This window comes from Janthinobacterium sp. (assembly GCF_031995485.1).
In the GTDB taxonomy this organism is placed as follows: domain Bacteria; phylum Pseudomonadota; class Gammaproteobacteria; order Burkholderiales; family Burkholderiaceae_D; genus Janthinobacterium.
In genome coordinates this window covers 68,128-88,820 of sequence record NZ_DAMAGB010000001.1, presented here as the reverse complement: position 1 = coordinate 88,820, position 20,693 = coordinate 68,128, and the positions used below count along the sequence as shown (strand labels likewise).

Annotated in this window: 20 protein-coding genes and 1 riboswitch; of the genes, 13 read left to right on the top strand and 7 right to left on the bottom strand. The window is 63.7% G+C overall.

Annotated features, from left to right (window positions below; genetic code table 11):
- Positions 1-180 precede the first annotated feature (180 nt).
- From ahcY to metK, 3 genes are all read right to left on the bottom strand, one after another.
- Positions 181-1,605 carry an adenosylhomocysteinase gene (gene ahcY / locus RTQ46_RS00475; protein ID WP_312433931.1) on the bottom strand — a complete coding sequence of 475 codons (1,425 nt, stop codon included), beginning with the start codon at positions 1,603-1,605 and terminating at the stop codon, positions 181-183.
- A 26-nt stretch (positions 1,606-1,631) separates the two neighbouring features.
- A riboswitch (S-adenosyl-L-homocysteine riboswitch) is annotated at positions 1,632-1,700 on the bottom strand.
- A gap of 63 nt (positions 1,701-1,763) precedes the next feature.
- A complete protein-coding gene (locus RTQ46_RS00470) occupies positions 1,764-2,264 on the bottom strand; it encodes a hypothetical protein (protein ID WP_312433930.1) in 501 nt (166 codons plus the stop codon).
- A gap of 123 nt (positions 2,265-2,387) precedes the next feature.
- Positions 2,388-3,554 carry a methionine adenosyltransferase gene (gene metK, locus RTQ46_RS00465; protein WP_312433929.1) on the bottom strand — a complete coding sequence of 389 codons (1,167 nt, stop codon included), beginning with the start codon at positions 3,552-3,554 and terminating at the stop codon, positions 2,388-2,390.
- Positions 3,555-3,740: 186 nt separating this feature from the next.
- On the opposite strand from metK, the gene RTQ46_RS00460 reads away from it, so the two are divergent.
- The 3 genes from RTQ46_RS00460 to dapF are packed head-to-tail and all read left to right on the top strand — an operon-like array spanning position 3,741 to position 6,357.
- Positions 3,741-4,610 (top strand): lysophospholipid acyltransferase family protein, encoded by an 870-nt coding sequence (locus RTQ46_RS00460; protein ID WP_312433927.1) that lies wholly within the window; start codon positions 3,741-3,743, stop codon positions 4,608-4,610.
- The gene (locus RTQ46_RS00455; protein ID WP_312433926.1) at positions 4,607-5,488 is read left to right on the top strand and encodes a lipid A biosynthesis acyltransferase; all 882 of its coding nucleotides are present in this window, start codon (positions 4,607-4,609) and stop codon (positions 5,486-5,488) included. Before RTQ46_RS00460 ends, RTQ46_RS00455 begins: the two co-directional genes overlap by 4 nt.
- A 5-nt stretch (positions 5,489-5,493) precedes the next feature.
- Positions 5,494-6,357, top strand: a complete 864-nt coding sequence (gene dapF / locus RTQ46_RS00450) for a diaminopimelate epimerase (RefSeq protein ID WP_312433925.1) — start codon at positions 5,494-5,496, stop codon at positions 6,355-6,357.
- Here the strand turns inward: dapF and RTQ46_RS00445 are convergent.
- Positions 6,354-7,817, bottom strand: coding sequence for a hypothetical protein (locus RTQ46_RS00445; protein ID WP_312433923.1), 1,464 nt, complete (start codon positions 7,815-7,817; stop codon positions 6,354-6,356). The two genes, dapF and RTQ46_RS00445, sit on opposite strands and share 4 nt — an antisense overlap.
- A 130-nt stretch (positions 7,818-7,947) precedes the next feature.
- Between RTQ46_RS00445 and RTQ46_RS00440 the strand changes: the two genes are divergently transcribed.
- From RTQ46_RS00440 to RTQ46_RS00395, 10 genes are all read left to right on the top strand, one after another.
- Positions 7,948-8,157 carry a hypothetical protein gene (locus RTQ46_RS00440; RefSeq protein WP_312433922.1) on the top strand — a complete coding sequence of 70 codons (210 nt, stop codon included), beginning with the start codon at positions 7,948-7,950 and terminating at the stop codon, positions 8,155-8,157.
- A gap of 84 nt (positions 8,158-8,241) precedes the next feature.
- Positions 8,242-9,321, top strand: coding sequence for a porin (locus RTQ46_RS00435; RefSeq protein WP_312433920.1), 1,080 nt, complete (start codon positions 8,242-8,244; stop codon positions 9,319-9,321).
- Positions 9,322-9,474: 153 nt separating this feature from the next.
- Positions 9,475-10,146: a DUF484 family protein gene (locus RTQ46_RS00430; protein WP_312433918.1), complete on the top strand. Its 672-nt coding sequence runs from the start codon at positions 9,475-9,477 to the stop codon at positions 10,144-10,146.
- Positions 10,147-10,153: 7 nt separating this feature from the next.
- Complete coding sequence (locus tag RTQ46_RS00425) at positions 10,154-11,101, top strand: tyrosine recombinase XerC (RefSeq protein ID WP_312433917.1); 948 nt, start codon at positions 10,154-10,156, stop codon at positions 11,099-11,101.
- A 145-nt stretch (positions 11,102-11,246) separates the two neighbouring features.
- On the top strand, positions 11,247-12,332 hold the full coding sequence (locus tag RTQ46_RS00420; RefSeq protein ID WP_312433915.1) for a GTP-binding protein: 1,086 nt from the start codon (positions 11,247-11,249) through the stop codon (positions 12,330-12,332).
- A 482-nt stretch (positions 12,333-12,814) separates the two neighbouring features.
- Positions 12,815-13,267: an RNA polymerase-binding protein DksA gene (gene dksA, locus RTQ46_RS00415; protein ID WP_312433914.1), complete on the top strand. Its 453-nt coding sequence runs from the start codon at positions 12,815-12,817 to the stop codon at positions 13,265-13,267.
- A 179-nt stretch (positions 13,268-13,446) separates the two neighbouring features.
- Entirely contained in the window at positions 13,447-13,983 is a 537-nt protein-coding gene (gene hslV, locus RTQ46_RS00410) for an ATP-dependent protease subunit HslV (RefSeq protein WP_312433912.1), read from the top strand.
- Between the two features lie 35 nt (positions 13,984-14,018).
- On the top strand, positions 14,019-15,371 hold the full coding sequence (hslU, locus tag RTQ46_RS00405; protein ID WP_312433910.1) for an ATP-dependent protease ATPase subunit HslU: 1,353 nt from the start codon (positions 14,019-14,021) through the stop codon (positions 15,369-15,371).
- 18 nt (positions 15,372-15,389) lie between these two features.
- A complete protein-coding gene (locus RTQ46_RS00400) occupies positions 15,390-15,581 on the top strand; it encodes a hypothetical protein (protein ID WP_312433909.1) in 192 nt (63 codons plus the stop codon).
- Between the two features lie 246 nt (positions 15,582-15,827).
- Complete coding sequence (locus RTQ46_RS00395) at positions 15,828-16,613, top strand: helix-turn-helix transcriptional regulator (protein WP_312433908.1); 786 nt, start codon at positions 15,828-15,830, stop codon at positions 16,611-16,613.
- Here RTQ46_RS00395 and RTQ46_RS00390 read toward each other — a convergent pair.
- From RTQ46_RS00390 to gspF, 3 genes are read right to left on the bottom strand one after another with little or no spacing between them, the layout of a single operon-like run.
- Positions 16,586-18,823: a patatin-like phospholipase family protein gene (locus RTQ46_RS00390; RefSeq protein WP_312433906.1), complete on the bottom strand. Its 2,238-nt coding sequence runs from the start codon at positions 18,821-18,823 to the stop codon at positions 16,586-16,588. The genes RTQ46_RS00395 and RTQ46_RS00390 overlap by 28 nt on opposite strands.
- 29 nt (positions 18,824-18,852) lie before the next feature.
- Positions 18,853-19,440 carry a type II secretion system protein N gene (locus RTQ46_RS00385; protein WP_312433904.1) on the bottom strand — a complete coding sequence of 196 codons (588 nt, stop codon included), beginning with the start codon at positions 19,438-19,440 and terminating at the stop codon, positions 18,853-18,855.
- A gap of 32 nt (positions 19,441-19,472) precedes the next feature.
- Complete coding sequence (gene gspF, locus RTQ46_RS00380) at positions 19,473-20,693, bottom strand: type II secretion system inner membrane protein GspF (protein WP_312433903.1); 1,221 nt, start codon at positions 20,691-20,693, stop codon at positions 19,473-19,475.

Below are 20,693 nucleotides of genomic sequence, written 5' to 3'. Positions count from 1 at the left end.
AAGATGATAATAGACCGGCGACGGCCGGGCTTTTCAAATTACACAAGTGAGTCCCGTTGCCTCGCGAACCGTAGCGAGCGGATGCGCGGCGTGGCCGAGAAGCGCGGCTGTACGAAGGTACAGCGAGCATCGCCGGCCGCGCCCCGCGCCGCGCAGTAGGTTCCCGAGGCAACCAGCCGATTAGTAGCGGTAGTGTTCCGGCTTGTATGGACCTTCCGTACGCACGCCGATGTAGTCGGCTTGCTCCTGGGTCAGCTCCGTCAGCTGCGCATTCAACTTTTTGAGTTGCAGGCGAGCGACTTTTTCATCGAGGTGTTTCGGCAGCGTGTAGACGCCGACCGGGTAGTTGGCCGTGTTGGCATACAGTTCGATCTGGGCGATCGTCTGGTTGGCAAACGACGAGCTCATCACGTACGACGGGTGGCCGGTACCGCAACCGAGGTTGACCAGGCGGCCTTCGGCCAGCAGGATGATGCGGCGGCCCGACGGGAAGATGATGTGGTCGACTTGCGGCTTGATGTTTTCCCACTCGTATTGCTTGAGCGAAGCGACGTCGATTTCATTGTCGAAGTGACCGATGTTGCAGACGATGGCCTGGTCTTTCATGCGCGTCAGGTGATCGTGCGTCAGGATATGGTAGTTGCCGGTGCAAGTGACAAAGATGTCGCCGTGTTCGCAGGCGTAATCCATGGTCACCACGCGGTAGCCTTCCATCGCCGCCTGCAGTGCGCAGATCGGATCGACTTCCGTCACCCACACTTGCGCCGACAGCGCGCGCATGGCCTGGGCCGAACCCTTGCCGACGTCGCCATAACCGGCGATCACGGCCACTTTGCCGGCGATCATCACGTCGGTGGCGCGCTTGATGCCGTCGACCAGCGATTCGCGGCAGCCGTACAGGTTGTCGAATTTCGACTTGGTGACGGAATCGTTGACGTTGATCGCAGGGAAGGCCAGCTTGCCTTCTTTATGCATCTGGTACAGGCGGTGCACGCCGGTGGTGGTCTCTTCGGTCACGCCGAGGATTTCCGGCAGGCGCTTCGAGTACCAGGTCGGATCGACCAGCAGGCGCTGCTTGATCGAGTTGTACAGGCACACTTCTTCGTCCGAAGTCGGGTTGGCCAGCACGGAAGCATCGCTCTCGGCGCGCACGCCCAGGTGCAGCAGCAACGTGGCGTCGCCGCCATCGTCGAGAATCATGTTCGAGTAGACAGCCTGGCCGTCCACCGATGGCCATTCGAAGATGCGGTGCGTGTATTCCCAGTAGTCGTCGAGCGATTCGCCCTTGACGGCGAAGACAGGAGTGCCGGCGGCGGCGATGGCGGCGGCGGCGTGGTCCTGGGTCGAGTAGATATTGCACGATGCCCAGCGCACTTGCGCGCCCAGTGCTTCCAGGGTCTGGATCAGCACGGCGGTCTGGATGGTCATGTGGATCGACCCGGTGATGCGCGCGCCTTTCAACGGCTGCGCTGCCGCGAATTCTTCGCGGATGGCCATCAGGCCAGGCATTTCCGTTTCAGCAATCTTGATTTCTTTGTCGCCCCATGCGGCCAAGGTGATATCGGCGATGGTGTAGTCGTGTTGCGATTTGAGTACGGCGTTCATCACGCCCTCCTTTCAGTTGTGAAAAAGGTACGTGAGCGCAGTTGCAGGATATTCCGAGCCTGGCGAATTTCTTCGTCGCAACGCTCCTCGGACCCTGCATCATATCATTGGCTGGTCATCGACGGCAACCATTCGGCTGGCGAACGGCCCCCAATGCTTCAGCGCTGGAGCGACCAGCTGCGGCCCGGCCCCAGGCATTTGCCGCGCTCGTCATCGTCGAGGCGCTGCGCCATTTCATCGGCAATGCCGCGCAGCGTCGCCGCCATGTCCTTGTCGGCCACGCTGCCATCGAGCGGATAGCTGGCCGCGCGCGTGGCCCAGATGCAGGTGACCACGGGATCGGGCTTGGTATTGCTGCGCCAGGCATCGGGATCCGTGGCAAATAAACCACCATCCGCGTAGAGCGTGAGCACATGCAAACTCTGCCGCACCGACAATTGCTTCATCAGCGCGTTCAGCTCAGGACCTGTTTCGATCTGGCTGGCCAGGCCGCCATCGGGAAAGACCGCCTTGCCGCCGGCCGCCAGCATCAGCACCGCCTGGCGCTCGCCGCGTTCGGCCCGCTCCAGCAATTGGCCAACCGTCACCAGGGCGGGCGCGGCGGCCGAAGCCAGGCCGGACAGGGTCAACAAAATGGCGGCAACACTGGAGCGCAGCATGGAATTCCTCGGTTAACGTGTGGGCAATATTGCATCCTATCAGCATGACCGGCTTGCTGGCGCGCCAATAAAAAAGCGCCCTCGGCCTTGCGGCGAGGGCGCTCTTTCAAGCAGCAGAGGCGATTACTTCAGGCCGGCCGCATCGCGCAGCAGGGCGACCTTGTCGGTACGCTCCCATGTGAATTCCGGCTCTTCGCGGCCGAAGTGGCCGTAGGCGGCGCTCTTCTGGTAGATCGGGCGCAGCAGGTCCAGCATCTGCACGATGCCTTTTGGACGCAGGTCAAAGTGGGCCAGCACCAGTTTCGCGATTTCCGCGTCGGGAATCACGCCCGTGCCTTCCGTGTAGACGGTGATATTGATCGGCTTGGCCACGCCGATGGCGTAGCTGACCTGCACCTGGCACTGGCGCGCCAGGCCGGCGGCGACAATGTTTTTCGCCACGTAGCGGGCGGCGTAGGCGGCCGAACGGTCGACTTTCGACGGGTCCTTGCCCGAGAACGCGCCGCCGCCGTGCGGCGCTGCGCCACCGTAGGTGTCAACGATAATCTTGCGGCCGGTCAGGCCGCAATCGCCTTGCGGACCGCCGATAACGAAACGGCCGGTCGGGTTGACCAGGAATTTGGTCTCGTTCAGCCATTCGCGCGGCAGGATCGGCTTGATGATTTCTTCGATCACCGCTTCTTCGATCTGCGCATGCGTCATTTCCGGCGCATGCTGGGTCGACAGCACGACGGTATGCACGCCGACCGGACGGCCGTCGACATAGCGCAGCGTGACTTGCGATTTCGCATCCGGACGCAGCCATGGCAGGCGGCCATCCTTGCGCAGCTGCGACTGGCGTTCGACCAGGCGGTGCGCGTAGTGGATGGCGGCAGGCATCAGCTCGGCGGTTTCATCGCAGGCGTAGCCAAACATCAGGCCCTGGTCGCCAGCGCCCTGGTCGAGGTCGATCCCGGCGCCTTCATCGACGCCTTGCGCGATGTCCGGCGACTGCTTGTCGTAGGCGACCAATACGGCGCAACCCTTGTAGTCGATGCCGTATTCGGTATTGTCGTAACCGATGCGTTTGATGGTTTCGCGCGCAACTTGAATATAATCCACATTGGCGTGCGTGGTAATTTCGCCCGCCAGCACCACCAGACCGGTGTTGCACAGGGTTTCGGCCGCCACGCGGGCGTTCGGGTCCTGGGTCAGGATGGCGTCCAGAATGGCGTCGGAAATTTGATCGGCAACCTTGTCGGGATGGCCTTCCGAGACGGATTCGGACGTGAAGAGGTAATCGTTGGACATGCAAACTCCTGTTTACTATGTGAATGTTCTGTCGCAGTAAAGAGGATTTGCCTGCGACGCTTTAGCGATATTTATATTCCGCTTCGCAAGTTGTCTATTAACTCAGCGGATACTACAACGTGGTATTTTACGCTTCTTAAAAAATTTTGGCAGTGCAACACGCCATACTTTAGAAACAGATCATTCATGCTCGTCCCCATTTTCCGGTTTTTATCCCTGTTTCCCCTGCCCTTCCTGCATGCGCTCGGCGCTGCGATGGGCTGGGTGATTTACGCCATTTCGCCGTCGTATCGCCGCCGCATGCGCGAGAACATGCAAGGTGCGGGGTTTTCGCAACACTTGCATGCGGCCGTGTCCGAAGCGGGCAAGAGCGTGCTGGAACTGCCATTCATCTGGTGCGCGCCAGCCGAGCGCGTGGCGCGCCATGCGACGGTGGAAAACTGGGAACTGGTCGAGCGGGCGCTGGCGCACGGGCGCGGCATCGTGTTTTTGACGCCCCATCTGGGCTGCTTCGAGATCGTCGCCCAGCAGATCGCCCTGCGCACGGCGCTGACCGTGATGTACCGCCCGCCCAAGCGCGCCGCATTGAAACCGCTGATCGAAGGGGCGCGCGCGCGCGAAAACCTGATGCTGGCGCCAGCCAATATGTCGGGCGTGCGCATCTTTGCCAAATGCCTGAAAAAAGGCCAGCCGATCGGCCTGCTGCCCGACCAGGTGCCGCAGGAAGGCGAAGGCGTGTGGGCCGAATTCTTTGGCCGCCCCGCCTACACCATGACCTTGCCGGCCAAGCTGGCGCAGATGGGCGGCGCCGAAGTCATCATTACCTATGCGGAACGGCTGCCGGGCGGACGCGGCTACCGCGTGCACTTCGTGCCGTTTACCGGGTCGCTGGACGGCAGCTCGGCCGAACAGGCGCGCACCATCAATGCGGCGATGGAACAATTGATCGCGCGCAGCCCGGCGCAATACCTGTGGAGCTACAACCGCTTCAAGGTGCCGCGCGGCGCGCCGCCACCGACGCCACAGGCGCCAGCGGCTGACGGAGCGCCATCATGAGGCTGCTGATCGGCTTCATGTGGCTGCTGCACTGGCTGCCCTTGCCCATCCTCGGCCGTTTCGGCGCCGGCATCGGCAATCTGCTGTTCATCGTCATGGGTCCGCGGCGCGAGATCGCGCTGACCAATCTGCGCCTGTGCATGCCGGAACTGACGGAACAGCAGCGCCGCACGCTGGCACGCCAGCATTTCCAGGCTTATTCGCGCAGCGTATGGGAGCGCAGCATCTTGTGGTGGGCCTCGGAAGCGCGCCTGAACCGGCTGATCAAAAAGGTGCCGGCGTTTCCGGGCCAGCAGATCGCCAGCAGGCCCACCATCCTGCTGTGTCCGCATTTTGTCTGCCTCGACGTGGCCGGCGCCGCCACTGCAATGGAAATCGAAGCGTCGTCGATGTATGTGCAGCAAAAGAACGCCGTATTCGACAAGGCCTTGCGCGACGGCCGCTCGCGCTTCAAGCCGTCGCGGCTGTTTACGCGCCAGGACGGCATCAAGACCATCTTGCGCGCGCTGCGCGACGGCCTGCCCTACTTCATGCTGCCGGACATGGATTTTGGCGAAAAAGATGCCGAGTTCGTGCCGTTCTTCGGCGTGCCGGCCGCCACGCTGACAGCGACCGCGCGCCTGGCCATGGCCGCGCGCGCCCAGGTCATCCCCGTGATCGCCACCTTCCTGCCCAATTACCAGGGCTGGCAGGTAACCTACTATCCGGCCTGGGACGACTATCCGGGCGACGACGTCACGGCCGCCACGCGCCGCATGAACGAATTCATCGAGGAACGCGTGCGCGAAGCGCCAGCCGAGTATTTCTGGACGCATAAGCGCTTCAAGACCCGCCCGGCAGGCGAGGCGTCGTTCTATAACCAGCACAAACCAGACTGAACCGCATGAAACTGAACTTTACCAAGATGCACGGCGCCGGCAACGATTTCATCGTCATCGACGCCATCAGCCAGCAGATCGATTTCACGCCCGAACAGTGGCAGCGCCTGGCCGACCGCCGCTTCGGCATCGGCGCCGACCAGATCCTGGTCGTGGAACAGGCGCGCCTGCCCGGCTGCGATTTCCGCTACCGCATCTATAACAACGATGGCGGCGAAGTCGAACAGTGCGGCAACGGCGCGCGCGCGTTCGTCAAGTTCGTCAGCGAAAAAGGCCTGTCGGACAAACGCAGCATCAGCGTGGAAACCATGGCCGGCGTGATCGCGCCACGGCTGGAGCTGGACGGCAGCATCACGGTCGACATGGGCGCGCCGGTGCTGGCGCCGGCGCTGGTGCCCTTCACGGCGGACGGCCTCGATGGCGTCACGCAGGGTAGCGGCACCGTGTGGCCGCTGGACCTGGCGCTGCCGGGCGACGCTGGCACGGTGCTGGTGTCGGTGGTCTCGATGGGCAACCCGCATGCGGTGCAGGTGGTCGATGATGTCGACGCACAAGACCTGGAAACGTCGGGTCCGCTGATCGAACATCACCCGCGCTTTCCACGCCGGGTCAATGCCGGCTACCTGCAGGTGATCGACCGCCATCACGTGAAACTGCGCGTGTACGAGCGCGGCGCGGGCGAAACGCTGGCCTGCGGCACGGGCGCCTGCGCGGCCGCCGTGGCCGGCATCTTGCGCGGCCTGCTCGATTCCCCGGTGCGCATCAGCGCGCGCGGCGGCGAACTGTCGATCGCCTGGCAGGGCGAAGGCCAGCCGGTCCTGATGACAGGGCCGGCCGTCACGGTCTTCGAAGGCCAGATCGAAGTCTAAGCCGCCAGGAACTCCTGTTCCTGCGCCACGTCCAGCTCGGCCAGATAGCATTTCAGCCGGTACAGCCGTTGCCGGTAGTTGCCCTCCGGACCATCGACACTGCAGTCGACGCGTTCGAACAGGCGCAGCACCTGGTCGAGCACCTGGCGCTCCTGCGCCGAGCGGATCAGCGCCAGGCGCCGCTTGCCGCGGCCGTGGGTGGCGCTGATATCGATCAGCAGGCAATGGCCGTGGTCGGCCGCATGCACATCGAGCAACAGCGCTTCGGCGCGCGTCAAATGAAAACAGCGCGCCAGCGCCAGCCGCGCCGCCAGCAGCGGCTGGCTTTGATCGAGTTCGCGCTTGAGCGCCGCGCTGTGCGTGCCGGCAAACTGGCCCCAGTCGCCCGGCTCGCCGCATGGCGCGATTTTCGCCAGCACCGCTTCGGCCTCGCAGCTGCCTTGCGACTGCGCCTGCAACAGCCAGTACGCGGCGCGTACGTCGCTGTTGACGCCCTCGCGGCGGTTACGCCAGGCATGCATGCCGCATTCGAGCTGGGCCGGGCCATGCCCCAGGTCGGCTGCGCGCTCCAGGCAGCAATGCGCCTCGACCACATTGCGCTGCGAAAATTCCGGTTTGGTATAGATGCGTGACAGCACGAACCAGGCTTCCGCCAGGCCCTGCTCGCCCGCCTGCGTCAGCCAGCGCACGGCACGCTTGAAATTGGCCGCGCCATTGCGTGCCGCCAGCCTGCGTCCATGGGCATCCATGCGCGCATAGCCGAGCCCCAGCTCCAGCTGGGAGGCCCGGTCGCCGCCGTGCGCCGCCAGCTCGCAGCACTGCCAGCTTTCGGTACCGCCGGTGGGCGCCAGCGCCTGGGCGCAGCGCGACAGCAGCAGCACCTGCTGCGGGGCCAGGGCAATCGTGCGCGCACCGTTGACGGCCTGGCGCTGCAGCAATTCGCGCGCCAGCGGCATGGCATAGGTCAGGAAGCCCGCCTGGTCACCCGTCTGCCACGCCTGCTCCAGCCAGGCCTCGCTGCCACGCTGCTCCGGACGGGCTTCGGCGCCATCCTGCCGGGACAGCAGCCATAGCGCATCGGGCAGCCCGGCCTTGGCCGCCGCTTCCAGGCCCAGCCTGGCCTTGGCGCGCACGGGCTCGCCATGGCTGGCCGCATCGGTCAGCACCAACTGCGCCAGCACCAGTCCGGCCTGCGCCAGTCCGGCGTCGAACGCCTGTTCATAATAGGGAATGAGCGCCCTGGCCGCCGCTTGCGCCAGTTCGAACGGCACATGCGTGCCGATCAGCAAACATGCTTCTTCGCTGCCTTCCTGCGCCGCGCGCGCCAGCCAATGCAAGGCCGTCGGCACGCTTTTCGGTACCCCCTGGCCAAACAAATACACGCGTCCCAGCGCCAGCTGACAAACAACGTCGCCCGCACGCGCCCCCTTGATCAATCCTAATATTTCGCGATTTGCCATCGATTCTCGATATTGAGTCAATGATTCTAATAATCTGCTGTCTCCAGGTTCGCTACGGCCGTGCGGCCGTGTAAACCGTTCCATAGTGTAACGTCGTTGCGCGCCAAATCCGAGGTCGTGAAAGTTAAAATTGATTAAACGCAATATTTCCTTTGGTTTAAGTCATGCGCAAGAATACAGATCGCCGGCGGGACAGGGGGAGGAAGCGGCAATCGCGCGCCTGATGGGGAAAAAGCCGGCGTTACGAAAATACAACACGGCAAGCGGCTTGCCGCGCTTTCCACCAATCTTTTTAACCATATTTGACCAATCCCACGCGGACGCGGCGCCGACGAATTAAGGTTGACTCATCGAAACGCGGTACTCAACGCCTTTCAATCTGCTCGGATATCTGACGGAAACCACTTTAACCAGGGAAAAAGACATGAAAAAATCACTCGTTGCCCTCGCCCTCTTCGGCGCCTTCGCCGCTACCGCACAAGCTCAATCGTCGGTCCAGATCTACGGCACCGTTGATGCCGGCCTGGCCAAAGCCACCAATGGCACCACGTCCGTCAGCAAGCGCGACAATAACAAGCTGGGCTTCAAGGGCACGGAAGATCTGGGCAATGGCCTGAAAGCTATTTTCCAACTGGAAATCCGCTACGAGTCCGATACCGGCACGATTGAAAACACCTCGGGCGGCAACTCGCGTCCATTGTTCCAGGGTCAAAGCCGCGTCGGCCTGCAAGGCAACTTCGGTACCGTCCGCCTGGGCCGTGGCCTGACCGCTTTCCAGGAAACCAGCACCGCGTTTGAACCATGGTCGGGCATGCCAACGCAAGCCGGTTTCCAGACCGACCTGACCGTTGCCGCTTACAGCAGCGATCCGCTGAGCGCACCAGGCAACTCGCGCAACCGCTTCTCGAATGCCGTGTTCTACAACTCGCCAGTATTTGCCGGCTTCCAGATCAACACCACCATCGCTGCCAAGGAAGCCAATAACAACGCCGCCGTTGCCGCGACCGTGCGCAACCTGACGACAAACGCCACCGGCAACTTTGCGCTGCCGGCCAACGTCGCACCAGCGTCGAACCCGTACTCGATGTCGGTCACCTACAACAACGCCCAGTTCGCCGCCATGGGCGCCTACGAGCGCAATGGCCTGCAAGCCAAGCTGTGGTCGGTCGGTGCCTCGTTCAATCCGTCGCCGGAACTGAAACTGATGGCGTCGTACCAGCATCAGGACGACAGCAACTTCAAGATCGTCAACACCGATACCAAGGCATGGGTACTGGGCGCCAACTATGACGTCGGCCCTGGCAAGATCCGCGCCGGCTACGGCCAGAAAACCCCGGATGGCGTGGTCAAGACCAAGCAGGCTTCGCTGGGCTACGACTACAACCTGTCGAAACGCACCTATGTCTACGCAGACATCTCGAACAAGAAACAGGCTGCTGCATTGAACTACAATGCCTCGACCACCATCAACTACGTGGGCGTCGGCGTACACCACAATTTCTGATGACATGACGCCTGCAAGGGCGCCATGGATCAGGCAATATTGGGCGGCATGGGCAACCATGCCGCTTTTTTCATGGCCGCACGCGTTTGCGCCGTATTGCGGCGCGCTCTCGGTTAGAATCCAGGGGTTACTCTTTCTACTGTTCAATCATCAATGACCGCCACACTCGACTCCAGCACCGTCGCCCAGTATCTGAGCGAGCATCCGAACTTTTTCGAAGAACATACCGCCCTGCTGGGCGAGGTCAAGCTGAGCAGCCCGGTCACGGGACGCACCATCTCGCTGCAGGAGCGGCAGATGGAAGTGATGCGCGACAAATACAAGGCGCTGGAACTGCGCATGTCCAACCTGGGCCGCGTGGCCCAGGAAAACGGCGCCATCGCCAATAAATTCCATGGCTGGAACCAGGCCATGCTGCAGGTACGCGAGGACGGCGCCATGCCGCGCGTGCTGGTCGATGCGCTGCAAACCCATTTCAACGTGCCCCATGTCAGCCTGCGCCTGTGGCAGCTGGCGCCCGCATTCGCCGATGCCTGGTATGCCCAGGACGTGACGGCCGATGTGCGCATGTTTGCCAATGGGCTGCAAACGCCGTATTGCGGCAACAATCGCGATTTCGAAGCCGTGCACTGGCTGCAGGCTGGCAAGATCGAATCGACCGTCATGATCGCCCTGCGCGCGCCAGGCACCAGCAGCACCTTCGGCCTGCTGGTACTCGGTTCGCCCGACAGCGAACGGTTTACGTCCAGCATGGGCACCGATTTCCTCGTGCATATCGGCGCCACCGCCAGCGCCGCCCTGAACGCGCTGCGCGCACCGGCCTGAGTCAACGATGAGCCAGTCGCGCAGCAAGGCCGGTTGGCTGGACGCGTATCTGGCCCAGCTGGAAACCCAGCGCAAGCTGTCGCCGCATACCCTCGATGCCTACCGGCGCGACCTGCGTCAATTGCTGGCGCTGAGCGGCGAGACCGCCTGGCCGAAGCTGGGACACCAGGAAGTGCGCCGCCATACCTCGAAACTGCATGCCAGCGGCCTCGATCCCCGTTCGATCGCGCGCAAGCTGTCGTCCTGGCGCGGCTTTTTCGACTGGCTCGGTGGCGAAACCACGCTCGATGCCAATCCCGTCGACGGCATCCGCGCGCCCAAGCGTTCAAAAAGCCTGCCCAAGGCCCTGTCGGTGGACGACGCCGTGCGCCTGGTGGCGCCCGCGCCGCACCAGGAGGCAAAAGCCGAGCCTGATGAATTGTGCAGCCGCGCCATGTACGAACTGCTGTATTCGAGCGGGCTGCGCGTGTCCGAACTGACCAGCCTGGATACGCATTACTGCAAGGGCGGCGACGGTGTTGCGGCGTCGCCGGGCTGGATCGACCTGGCCAGCTTCGAAGTCATCGTCACCGGCAAGGGCAGCAAGATGCGCAAGGTGCCGATCGGCAAGGCCGCGCTGGTGGCGCTGTCAGCCTGGCTGGCCGTGCGCCCGCCGGCGAAGGACGGCAGCGCCGCGCTGTTCCTGAGCAGCCGCGGCACGCGCATCTCGCCGCGCGTGCTGCAACTGCGCCTGAAAGCCCACGCGCTGGCCACCGGCATTCCCGCCAATGTGCATCCGCACGTGCTGCGCCATTCCTTCGCCTCGCATGTGCTGCAATCGTCGGGCGACCTGCGCGCGGTGCAGGAAATGCTGGGCCACTCGAGCATCACCTCGACCCAGGTCTACACGGCGCTCGATTTCCAGCACCTGTCCAGGGTTTACGACCAGGCTCACCCGCGCGCCAAGCTCAAGTAGTTCCGTGTCGCTACGTGTGGCCTGATCCATGTCAAGCCGATTCCCGCGCATTTGCAAGCATCCGGAAAATTCCGGCATAATCGTCCGGATACGCCCGCCGGCCTTGGCACGGCGGCAACACCGATTCACCGCATAGGTTCCTTACATGGCAATGATCCCCGCTACCATCCTCACCGGCTTCCTCGGCGCCGGCAAAACCACTTTGCTCAACCGCATCTTGCAGGAAGACCACGGCATGCGCATCGCCGTGATCGAAAATGAATTCGGCCAGGAAAACATCGACAATGAAATCCTGGTGCAGGATAGCAGCGAACAGATCATTGAAATGAACAACGGCTGCATCTGCTGCACCGTGCGCGGCGACCTGATCGTGGCACTGACGGCGCTGGCGCAAAAGCGCGACGCCGGCACCCTGTCGTTCGACCGCGTCGTGATCGAAACGACGGGCCTGGCCAATCCGGGTCCGGTGGCGCAAACCTTCTTTGTCGATGAAGAGGTGGGCAGCCACTACATGCTCGACGCCATCATCACCGTGGTCGATGCGCGCCATGCGATGCAGCAGCTCGACGACTACGAAGAAGCACAGCGCCAGGTGGGTTTTGCCGACAAGCTGCTGCTGTCGAAGACCGACCTGGTCAGCGAAGACGAACTGGCCGCCTTGAGCCGCCGCCTGAAGCGCATCAACCCGCGCGCGCCGATCGGCAAAGTGGACTTTGGCCGCGCGCCGATCGCCGAGGTGCTCGACATCCGCGGCTTCAACCTGAACGAAAAGCTGGAACTCGATCCGGACTTCCTGGCCACCGAAACGGCGCACGTGCATGATCACGACCATCAGCATGACCATGCACACGGTCATGATGAGCACAAGCACGAGCACGGCGACGCCTGCGCCACCGATTGCGGCCATGCCGACCACCATCACGCGCATCACAGCGACGATATCGCCGCCTTTGTTTTCAAGAGCACGCAACCGTTTGACAGCGCCAAGCTCGATGAATTCCTCGGCGGCCTGGTGCAGGTGTACGGGCCGCGCATGCTGCGCTACAAGGGCGTGCTGCTGATGCAGGGCGCCGAACGCAAGGTGGTGTTCCAGGGCGTGCACCAGCTGATGGGCAGCGACCTGGGCGCCAAATGGGGCGACGATGAGGTACGTGGCAGCAAAATGGTGTTTATTGGCAAAAATCTACCAAAAGACATTTTTATTCGCGGACTCGAACAATGTTTGGTATAAACTAGCCGGGTTTTGTGATTTACCCGTTGCAAACAGGAAAAGAAAAGGGAAAGTTAAGTGCGCTTTCCCACCATCCGAAGACAATCTTGCCGGCATAATCTCTCAGGTGGCGATAGATGATCGCTCAGGCAACAAATCGGGATGGCAATATACCGCAAAGCGTGCCAAAATCAGCGACGAAAACGGCCCCTGTCGTTGGCCTGTCATGAAATGCAGGCAAACTGCCGATGGCAGCACGCCAGGCATGCAACCGATCCACCCAACACGCCAGTCGACGCGCCCAGCGCGAGACTGGCATAAAGCGGTAAAAAGTTATCAACATGGCATGATGGCCGGCCGGTAGTCCGGGCTGTGCCGGCAAGCCAAAGGTCGCAAGCAGTACATCCGGACAGCAATGCCCAGCGGAACCTGTACAGTTGCTCGGTATCGCCGCATCAACTGATCAATTTGAAAACTCTGTCGTATCGAAGGTAAGCGAAGTCATGACCAAAACTAATAAATCGAGCCCGGCCGCCAACCAAGACATCCCCGTCATCAGCGAAGAAGCGATTCGCGCCATGAGCGAGGATGACTACATGAATGCGGCACAACTGGCATTCTTCAAGGCCCGCCTGCAACAGCTGGAAAAAGACCTGCTGAAAAACGCCGGCGAAACCACGGAACACCTGCGTGAAACCGTGCTGGTACCCGATCCGGCCGACCGCGCCACCATCGAGGAAGAGCATGCGCTGGAACTGCGCACGCGCGACCGCGAACGCAAACTGCTGAAAAAAGTCCAGCAATCGATCGCCAGCATCGACGGCGGCGAGTACGGCTGGTGCGAAGAAACGGGCGAGCCGATCGGCATCCCGCGCCTGATCGCCCGACCGACCGCCACCCTGTCGCTGGAAGCCCAGCAACGGCGCGAACTGAAACAGAAACTGTACGGCGACTGATTTTTCGGTTGTCCCGAAGCAGGAAAAAAGCATGCGGCTCCGGCCGCATGCTTTTTTTTTGCCCCGCCGCGGCGATGTTCTGTATCGCTTGCAATTACCCGATCCATCCCCACGTTTGAGCCACCAGCGCGCAATGACGCCATTCTGCGCGAGTCTGCAGCATACTTTTTGAGGTCACTATGGAACAATTTCACGGCACCACCATCCTCTGCGTCCGGCGCGGCAAGCAAGTGGCTTTGGGAGGCGACGGCCAGGTCACGCTTGGCAATATCGTCATGAAGGGCACGGCCCGCAAGGTACGCAAGCTGTACCAGGGCAAGGTGCTGGTCGGTTTTGCCGGCGGCACCGCCGATGCCTTCACCCTGCTCGACCGCTTCGAAGGCAAGCTGGAAAAGCACCAGGGCAATCTGCTGCGCGCCTCGGTCGAGCTGGCCAAGGACTGGCGCACCGACCGCGTGCTGCGCCGCCTGGAAGCGATGCTGCTGGTGGCCGACAGCGAATCGACCCTGGTGATCACCGGCAACGGCGACGTGCTGGAGCCGGAAGACGGCATCGGCGCGATCGGCTCGGGCGGCACCTACGCCCAGTCGGCCGCCAAGGCGCTGCAGGAAAACACCGAATTGTCGCCGGCCGAAATCGTCAAGAAGTCGCTGACCATCGCAGGCGAACTCTGCATTTACACGAACATGTCGCACATTATCGAGACGCTCGACTGAGCGCCTGAGCCAAGAACAGAAAGCCAAATATGATCATGAACATGACCCCGTCGGAAATCGTTACCGAACTCGACAAACACGTGGTGGGCCAGGCCAAGGCCAAGCGCGCCGTGGCCATCGCCTTGCGCAACCGCTGGCGCCGCCAGCAGGTGGCCGAGCCGCTGCGCCATGAAATCACGCCGAAAAACATCCTGATGATCGGTCCCACGGGGGTCGGCAAGACCGAGATCGCGCGCCGCCTGGCCAAGCTGGCCGAGGCGCCCTTCATCAAGATCGAAGCAACCAAGTTTACCGAAGTGGGCTATGTGGGCCGCGACGTCGACACCATCATCCGCGACCTGATCGATATCGGCATCAAGCAGACGCGTTCGCTGGAAATGAAAAAGGTGCGTGCGCGCGCCGAAGATGCGGCCGAAGACCGCGTGATCGATATTTTGGTGCCGCCGGCGCGCGATTTCGGCTTTACGCCGAATGCAGCTGCGGCAGTGGATTCGGGCAGCGGCGACAGCACGCGCCAGACCTTCCGCAAGCGCCTGCGCCAGGGCGAACTGGACGACAAGGAAATCGAGATCGAAGTGGCCGATGCCGGTCCGCAGATGGAAATCATGGCGCCGCCGGGCATGGAAGAAATGACGGAACAGATCAAGTCGATGTTCTCCGGCGTGGGTGGCGCACGTAAAAAGGCGCGCAAGGTCAAGATCAAGGAAGCGTTGAAGCTGCTGGTCGAGGAAGAAGCGGCCAAGCTGGTCAACGAAGATGAACTGAAACAGAAGGCGATCCAGAACGTCGAGCAGAACGGCATCGTGTTCCTGGACGAGATCGACAAGATCGCCTCGCGTTCCGAGTCGGGCGGCGCCGACGTCTCGCGCGCCGGCGTGCAGCGCGACCTGCTGCCGCTGGTCGAAGGCACCACCGTCAATACCAAGTACGGCATGATACGCACCGACCATATCCTGTTCATCGCCTCGGGCGCGTTCCATCTGTCGAAACCGTCGGACCTGATCCCGGAGCTGCAGGGACGCTTCCCGATCCGGGTGGAACTCGAATCGCTGTCGATCTCGGATTTCGAGCGCATCCTGACCAGTACCGACGCCTGCCTGACAATGCAGTACGAGGCGCTGCTGGCGACCGAAAACCTGAAGCTGCAGTTCGCGCCCGAAGGCATCACGCGCCTGGCCGAAATCGCCTATTCGGTCAACGAACGGACCGAAAACATCGGCGCGCGCCGCCTGCATACGGTGATGGAAAAGCTGCTTGAAGAAGTGTCGTTTACGGCCAGCGAAGGCAGCAGCACCAGCGAGAACCTGCTGGTGATCGATGCCGCGTATGTGAATCAACGCCTGGAAGCGCTGTCGGTCAACGAGGACCTGTCGCGCTACGTGCTGTAACCGACGCAAGGGGGCGACATGGCAAACAAGGCCCTGGCGACGCGGCAGAAAATGCAGTTCCGCGTCGAACCCTCGCAGGCGCCGCGCAACCCGGTTGCCGCGGCCGCCAAGCAGCGCGCGGCTGGCGCGCATGTGAAAACCGTGTCCGGCCAGCGCCAGCAGGAAAAACGCCTGCTGGCCAGATTGCTCACGAAAATCTCTGAAAAGTAAGGCCGCCTGCGGACGCCCTTCAACAGGGCGTCCGCGATCAGGCCATCGGGGGCCGCGGCATCACCCACCCGTGTGATCGCCGCGGCGAAACCTGCCGCGCCTTGCTGCCGGTGCAACCGGTAACGGCAAGCGCGCACTGCAGTGTCATCGCTTTTTCCCCAAAGTACTATCATCTTGTGCAAAGTGGCATAAGCGGCTACATTCGGTATCGCCATACGCCACTGACATTGCAAAAAAGGATAGACCTTGAGCTCACCCGAACTGGTATTGCGCGTGCTGCGCGCCGAACTGCGCGCCGTCGGCATGACTTATAAAGTGCTGGCCGAACGCATCGGCATGAGCGAATCGAGCGTCAAGCGCATGTTCGGCCAGCACGACATGTCGCTGTCGCGCCTGGCCCTGATCTGCAAGGCGGCCGGCATCGCCATGGAAGACGTGCTGCGCGGCGCGGCCGACATCACGCCGCATGCCGATACGCTCACGCTGGTGCAGGAAAAGTCGCTGGTGGCGCACCCGCGACTGCTGCTGGTGGCGATCTGCTGCCTGGGGCACTGGAGCCTGGAACAGGTGGTGGAGACCTACGCGCTGACGCCAGCCGAATGCATCGGCTACCTGGCCGAACTGGACCGCCTGGGACTGATCGAACTGAAGCCGCTGAACCGCTACAGCCTGCGCGTCTCGAACGCGTTTCACTGGCTGGCCGACGGCCCGGTGCAGCAGTACTTCCGCGAACATGTGGTGGCCGACTATTTCAGCGGCCATTTCGATGGCGCCGGCGAAACGCTGATGTGCATTCCGGCCCGGCTGTGCCTGCCCAGCGCCCAGGAGATGGTGCAGAAGATCCGCCAGCTGGCCGAGGAACTGGCGCGCCTGCACCAGAACGACCGGCGCCTGGCCGCCGGTGAACGCGACGGCTTTACCCTGCTGCTCGGTTTTCGTTCATGGGAGTTTGCCGCGTTTACGGCCCTGCGCCGGGTCGCCCCCGCACCCGATCAGGCTTCCGCTTACCAGGCCGGCCCCAGGAACAGATAAAGCGTGCCGTCGCCGCCCTTGGTGGCGCCGGCCGCCATGTACACGGGGCCGAAGCGCGTATCGACCGCGATAAAGGCGCTGCCGGCCTGCGTGAATTTGCTGGTTTTCCAGCGCTCGCTCTGGTCGAAGCCGCCGCCCATCTCCAGCGAAAAGCCGGCCCGCACGGCGCCGCCAAAGGTCGCCGGCAGCGAACCGATGCGGCGCGCCATCACCACCCGCGCCAGCGCCACGCTGCGCCCGGCCACCGACTCGAACTCGGTGCCCGACAGGCGCAAAAAGCCGCCCAGGTTCAGCGGCGCTTCGCCCTGCTGCGAGCGCGCCCATTCGCCATACACATGGCCGGCCCAGTTGCCGCGGCCGAACGCCTTCATCGCCGTCACGGCCGAACGGCCCAGCCCCGTGTCACCGAGGTCGCCGGCCCTGGAGTGCATCCAGGTGGCGTCGAGCAGCACGCCGCGCGTGGGAAAGCCCGTGCCATCGAGCGTGTCGACGCGGAACTGCACGAAGTGGTTGGTGCCCAGCGCATGTTCTTCGGGCAGGCCGGGGTCGGCCGGGATCACCACGCTGCCCTTGACGCGGCTGCGCGTGACGCCGAACTGCAGGTCGCCCCAGTAGCCGAACTGGCGTCCCAGCACCAGCGAGGCGCCGTGGCCGCTGTAAGCCATGCGCGCGCTGCGCCGGCCCTTGTCGAACAGGTCTACCGCCGACGAGGTGTACTGCAGCGTGGGCGCGATATACCACGGGTTGCCGGCGCCCAGCGGCTGCCAGAACTGCACCCCGAAGTCGCGCGTGGTGCCGATCTGCGCGATGCTGCGCACTTCGCCGCCCCAGCTGTTCAGGTTGGACGCCACATGCAGCAGTTTCAGCGCGAAGGTATTGCTGTCCTTGAAGTCGCTGCCCAGTTCCAGCCCCACGCGCAGGCGGTTGCTGGCCCATGGCGCTTCGACGGCGTTGATGGTGACCGTGCGCTGCTCGCCCGCGTCGACCACCGCCGTTTCCACGCGCGCGATATCGCCGCGGCCATACAGGCGCGCCGCCGCCTTCTGTACCTCTGCCTGGCTCACCAGCTGGCCTTCCACCAGCCCGGATTGCGCCTGCAAGGTGCGTGGATTGATATCGCCCTCGCTTTCCACCGCCAGGCGCGTGAGCGGCAGCGCCACGTCCAGCAGGGCCGGCGCGGCCAGGCGCAGCTGCTCGCGCGCCGCATACTGCTCGGGCGGCAGCGCCAGTGGCGCCAGGCGGGCGGCCAGCGCCTGCGCCGCCTGTTCGCCGGCGCGCATGGCGCGCGCATAATTTGTAAAGTCGAGGAAACTGACGCCGTTCAGGTCGGGCGCCACCAGGATATCGTGCGGCCCCAGCTCCTTGAGCGAGCGCTGCACGTTCTGCTCGGTGAGGATCTGCAGCATCTGCTGCGCCACGCCGATCGCGCTGCCCAGTTCCTTTTCGGGCGCCAGCGGCGTGCCCACGTTGACGGCGATGACGATGTCGGCGCCCATCGCGCGCGCCATGTCCACCGGCAGGTTGCGTACCAGGCCGCCATCGACCACCAGCCGGTTGTTGACGCGCACGGGAGAAAACACGCCGGGCACGGCCAGCGAGGCGCGCATCGACAGGAACAGGGGCGTATCGACCAGCTCCACCAGTTCGCCGCTGACCAGGTCCGAGGCCACCGAGCGAAATGGCAGCGCCAGCTGGTTGGCCGGGCGGTCGCGCATGCCGGCCGGCAGCAGGCGGTTCAGGGCCATTTCCAGCGCCGCATTGCTGGCCGCGGCCGGCGGCGTCGAGATGCCGTCGCGGCTGACGCCGAACTCGATGCGCGACGCCAGCAGCAAATCTTCTTCACGGCGGCGGAACGCCAGCTCTTCGCGCGGCGGGCGATCGGCCACCACCCGCCCCCAGTTGGTCTCGCGCGCCATCTTTTCCAGATCCGCCACCGAGGCGCCGGCCGCATACGCGCCGCCGACCACGCCGCCCATGCTGGTACCGACCACCATGTCGACCGGCACGTGCAGTTCCTGCAGCACCTTCAATACGCCGATATGGGCAAAGCCGCGCGCGCCGCCGCCCGACAGCACCAGCGCGATGCGCGGGCGTGCCGGTGCCGGCGCCGGCGCAGCGGCGGCATCAGGTTCAGGCGCGGCATGGAGCGGCGCCAGAGGCAGCGCGCACAGCACCGCCACGCCGGCCAGCACGGCACGGATCAGGGACATGGGAACTCCGGGACAGCGCCGTTGAACAATCAGTTCGCCGGCGGATTATTCGGTGGCTGGCCGGTCATCACCTGGCCGGCCGGCGCCACGGTCACGGGCGGGCGCTGCGCTTCCATCGGCAGCGGCGGCGGCACCAGCGAGGTAGCCGGTGCCTGCACCGGCGCAGGCGTCGGCGTGGCCACGGGAGACGGCATCACGGCCGGCAGCGCCAGCGCCTTGTCGTCGGTGGCCAGCTCGATGCGCTTGCTCACGCCGCCGTCCTGCAGCAGCACGTAGCGTGCCTGCACCTCTTGTACCCGCACGCCGGGCGCCACTTCCGCGCCAGTCGGATACGCCTTGGCCGGCTGGCCATCGGTGGCGATGATGGCCACGCTGCCGCGGCCATTGCCGGACGCCACCACGCCCTTCAGCTGGTAGTTGCTGGCAGCAGCGGCCACGCTGACCTGGCCGCCGAACAGCGAGGCGCCCGCTTCCACGCTGGCGTCCTGCACCACCGGCACGGGCGGCGGATTGATCGGCCGCTGCGGCGCCTTGAACAGCTGCATGGCCCAGTAGGCCAGCGACACCGACAGCGCCACCAGGGCGAGCAACGTTACGAATTGCGGCAGACGCTTCATGATTTCCTAGATTTCTTTGCTTATTAACTGGATTACCGCACCAGCTGGTTGATTTCAATAATCGGCATCAGCACGGCCAGCACGATCAGCAGCACCACCACGCCCATCGCCAGGATCAGCGCCGGCTCCAGCAGGCCGGCAATGGTCAGCGTGCGGCGCTCGAGGTCCTGCTCCTGGGCGCTGGCGGCACGCTCCAGCATGGCCGGCAGTTCGCCGGTGATTTCGCCGGCCCGTATCATGTGGATCAGCATCGGCGGGAAATGCTTTTGCGCCGACAGCGCGCGCGCCAGGCTGACGCCCTCGCGCACCGCGCCGCTGGCCTCGGCCACCAGTTCCTGCATCGCCACATTGGTCAGCGTGTCGCGGCTGGTGTCCAGGGCGCGCAGGATCGGCACGCCGGAGCCGGTGGTGATGGCCAGCGTGCTGGCAAAGCGCGCGGTATTGAGGCTGCGCTCGAACTTGCCGTACAGCGGCGCCGTCAGCAGCCAGGTATGCCAGCGCCGCTTCAATGCCGGCTGCTGCAGGGCGCGCCGCCAGGCGAACCAGGCGCCGACCAGCGCAATGCCCACGATCAGCCCGTAATGGCGCACGAAGTCGGACAGCGCCAGCATGATCACGGTCAGCATCGGCAGCTTCTGCTTGGTATTGGCAAACACGGACACGATCTGCGGCACCACGTAGGTGAGCAAAAAGATCACGATCGAAAACGCCACCACCGTCACGATGGCCGGGTAGGTAAACGCCAGTTTCACCTTCTGCACCAGCGCGTTCCTGCGTTCGATATAGTCGGCCAGGCGGGAGAGAACCCGCGACAGGTGGCCGATCTGCTCGCCCGACGCCACCAGCGCGCGGTAGATTTCGGCAAAGTCGCGCGGATGGCGCGCCAGCACGTCGGAAAACGCGGCGCCGCCGATCACCTCGGAGCGGATCGAGGCGATCAGGTCGCGCAGGTAGGGCCGCTCGGCCTGTTCCAGCAGCGCCGAAAACGCCTGTTCCAGCGGCAGCCCCGCTTCGAGCAAACTGGCCAGCTGGCGCGTAAACAGCGCCAGTTCGGTGGTTGACAGGCGCTCGCCGAAGCCGCGCCGTTTGGTGACGCCGGCCGCATCGACCTGCGCGGCGATCAGGTCGACGGCCAGCGGCACCAGGCCTTGCAGGCGCAGTTCGGCGCGCGCGGCGCGCGGGCTGTCGGCATTGAGCACCCCCTTGCGGGTGGCGCCCACGGCATCGACGGCTTCATAACGGAATGCGGGCAT

Coding starts and splice junctions, on each gene's coding strand:
- RTQ46_RS00425 (WP_312433917.1), top strand. CDS start 10,154: ATGAGCCAGTCGCGCAGCAAGGCCGGTTGGCTGGACGCGTATCTGGCC.
- dksA (WP_312433914.1), top strand. CDS start 12,815: ATGACCAAAACTAATAAATCGAGCCCGGCCGCCAACCAAGACATCCCC.
- RTQ46_RS00435 (WP_312433920.1), top strand. CDS start 8,242: ATGAAAAAATCACTCGTTGCCCTCGCCCTCTTCGGCGCCTTCGCCGCT.
- hslU (WP_312433910.1), top strand. CDS start 14,019: ATGAACATGACCCCGTCGGAAATCGTTACCGAACTCGACAAACACGTG.
- RTQ46_RS00460 (WP_312433927.1), top strand. CDS start 3,741: ATGCTCGTCCCCATTTTCCGGTTTTTATCCCTGTTTCCCCTGCCCTTC.
- RTQ46_RS00430 (WP_312433918.1), top strand. CDS start 9,475: ATGACCGCCACACTCGACTCCAGCACCGTCGCCCAGTATCTGAGCGAG.
- gspF (WP_312433903.1), bottom strand. CDS start 20,693: ATGCCCGCATTCCGTTATGAAGCCGTCGATGCCGTGGGCGCCACCCGC.
- RTQ46_RS00470 (WP_312433930.1), bottom strand. CDS start 2,264: ATGCTGCGCTCCAGTGTTGCCGCCATTTTGTTGACCCTGTCCGGCCTG.
- RTQ46_RS00390 (WP_312433906.1), bottom strand. CDS start 18,823: ATGTCCCTGATCCGTGCCGTGCTGGCCGGCGTGGCGGTGCTGTGCGCG.
- ahcY (WP_312433931.1), bottom strand. CDS start 1,605: ATGAACGCCGTACTCAAATCGCAACACGACTACACCATCGCCGATATC.
- RTQ46_RS00445 (WP_312433923.1), bottom strand. CDS start 7,817: ATGGCAAATCGCGAAATATTAGGATTGATCAAGGGGGCGCGTGCGGGC.
- RTQ46_RS00455 (WP_312433926.1), top strand. CDS start 4,607: ATGAGGCTGCTGATCGGCTTCATGTGGCTGCTGCACTGGCTGCCCTTG.
- RTQ46_RS00385 (WP_312433904.1), bottom strand. CDS start 19,440: ATGAAGCGTCTGCCGCAATTCGTAACGTTGCTCGCCCTGGTGGCGCTG.
- RTQ46_RS00420 (WP_312433915.1), top strand. CDS start 11,247: ATGGCAATGATCCCCGCTACCATCCTCACCGGCTTCCTCGGCGCCGGC.
- hslV (WP_312433912.1), top strand. CDS start 13,447: ATGGAACAATTTCACGGCACCACCATCCTCTGCGTCCGGCGCGGCAAG.
- metK (WP_312433929.1), bottom strand. CDS start 3,554: ATGTCCAACGATTACCTCTTCACGTCCGAATCCGTCTCGGAAGGCCAT.
- RTQ46_RS00400 (WP_312433909.1), top strand. CDS start 15,390: ATGGCAAACAAGGCCCTGGCGACGCGGCAGAAAATGCAGTTCCGCGTC.
- dapF (WP_312433925.1), top strand. CDS start 5,494: ATGAAACTGAACTTTACCAAGATGCACGGCGCCGGCAACGATTTCATC.